Here is a 2,290-nt window from a genome sequence, read left to right on the forward strand (position 1 = left end):
GCCCATACGGTATTTGTTACTTGGGGCATTATGTCAATTCTGGGGCAGTTAGCTACCTGCACCCTCAGAAAGCTGCACGATCTGGGCATTTATCTGCCTACTGCGTCCGTTTAGTACTGCCAAACTCCTAACTGAACTTAACAGATCAGTGAGGAAGCAAACGATGAACCCAACCACACAATTATCCACCACATCAACACACCCAGCTCGTCAGCAACGGATTTTGCGTTTGCCCGAGGTCAAAGCCAAAACAGGCTTTGGCCGCAGCACCATTTATGCCCTGATGGCCAGCGGTGAATTTCCGCGTTCCATTCGCATTGGTGCGCGTGCCGTGGGCTGGTTAGAAAGCGATATCGACCAGTGGATTGAAACCCGCCGTATCGGTGCTGCTTATGGCCGTGGATAAACCATCAGCACCAACCCCGTTACCAGCCAGTGAGATGAATAACAACGCGCCAACATTACCGCCTGGTTTTGCCTATAACGCGCAAAACTGGCTGGTGATGCAACCAGCAGGGCAAGATAGCCCTGTTAAAATCTGCTCTTGGCTGCAAGTGGCTGCTCGTACTCGCGATCCACAAGGGGACAACTACGGCTATTTATTGCACTGGTTAGACGATGACAATCGCCATCGCTACTGGGCTATGCCAGCAGAACTATTGGCCGGAGACGGCAGCGAGTACCGTCGGATATTACTCAGCCGAGGCATGCGGCTGAGTAACAGTGTCAAAGCGCGGCAGTTGCTCTCGCTGTTTATTCAACAAATGGGCGAACTGGCCACGCAAAAAGCCATTAGCGTGAACTGCATTGGCTGGCATCACCATGCTTATGTGCATCCGCGCCTCACCTATTACCCAAGCGAACACAGCAATAACCCGCGCATGGTGCTGCAAACCATGCACCCGATAGAAGGCTTTATTCAACAAGGTAGTAGCGACAGTTGGCGGCAGCACGTTGGCCGTTATTGTCTGGATAACCTGCTATTAATTGTTGGTGTCTGCGCTGCGCTGGCTGCACCCTTATTGCATTTGTGCGGGGTGGATGGTTTTGGTTTACACCTCTACGGTGCCAGCAGTACTGGTAAAACTGCGGCGTTGTATCCGGCATTATCGGTGTGGGGCGAGCCTAATCAGCTGCGCCACAGTTGGCGTGCCACGGCCAACGGTTTAGAAGGCACAGCATTAGCGCATAACGATGCCTTGCTGGCGCTCGATGAAATGGGCGAAGTTGATCCAAAAGAGGCGGGCGATGTCGCTTACATGCTTGCCAATGGTCAGGGTAAAACCCGTGCAGGCAAATACGGTGAAATGCGCTTACCTGCCCGTTGGCGTTTAGTGTTTTTATCTACTGGCGAAGTGACGCTCGAAAGCCATCTGGCCAGTATCGGCAAACGCGTGAAAGCGGGGCAGCAAGTGCGCGTGATTGATCTCAGTGCCGATGCCGGTGCGCAAATGGGCGTGTTTAACCAGAGTCATGGTATGAACGCCGCCGATTTAGCCGATCATCTAAAACAGCAAAGTCGCCAACACTACGGCTGCTTGGCTTTGGACTGGTTACGGTATTTAACGCAGCACAGCGCGCAGGTGCGACCCGTTTTCCAAAACGTACGCCAACGTTTTTTAGCCAGCTTGCCACCCGAGGCGGACGGCCAAGTGCGCCGGGTCGCTGAAAAGTTTGCCTTACTTGCTAGTGCTGGGTTGTTAGCCATTCAAGCCAAAGTGCTCGATTGGCCAGCTCAAAGTGTCGAAGCCGCCTGCTTAAATCAGCTTAACCAATGGATACTCGCCCGCGGTGGTGTGGCCGCCAATGAAGACCAACAAGCCATTCGCCAAGTGCGCAGCTTTATTGAGCAACATGGCGAAAGCCGCTTTACGCCCAAACAAAACGGTTACAGCAGCCAAGTACGCCAACGCGCGGGTTGGATAGATACCAGCGGCCCACAAACCCTCTACCTGTTTTACCCAACTGGCTGGCGTGAAGCCACCGAAGGCCTAAGCCCAGATCGCGCCGCCAAAGCACTGATGGCCGCAGGCTACCTAGTCCCCGATGGCAACCGACCACAGCGCAAAGTCAGCCTGCCCGACAACACCCGCCCGCGAATGTACTGCGTGAAAGGCAGCATCTTGGATGACTAAAATGGCGATGAGCCCTGTAAGGGCTTGTCGCCTTTTAGTGTACCGCCAGTCAACCTAAGGGCTGGGCGAGGATTAAAGGCTAAGGCAGACAATACCGCTAGTGTACTGGTTGTGTACTTGCTGTGATTGGTGATCGCCATTGCGCTGATTGATGG

2 protein-coding genes are annotated in these 2,290 nt (G+C 53.8%); both read left to right on the top strand.

Translation table 11 applies throughout. The features are described from left to right. The first annotated feature begins 163 nt into the window (after positions 1–163). Positions 164–406, top strand: a complete 243-nt coding sequence (locus tag MK185_17760) for an AlpA family transcriptional regulator (GenBank protein MCH2042476.1) — start codon at positions 164–166, stop codon at positions 404–406. Continuing rightward, a complete protein-coding gene (locus MK185_17765; GenBank protein MCH2042477.1) occupies positions 393–2,135 on the top strand; it encodes a DUF927 domain-containing protein in 1,743 nt (580 codons plus the stop codon). The genes MK185_17760 and MK185_17765 overlap by 14 nt, the downstream gene beginning before the upstream one ends. Positions 2,136–2,290 lie beyond the last annotated feature (155 nt).

Source organism: Saccharospirillaceae bacterium (assembly GCA_022448365.1).
Classification (GTDB): Bacteria; Pseudomonadota; Gammaproteobacteria; order Pseudomonadales; family Oceanobacteraceae; genus Bacterioplanoides.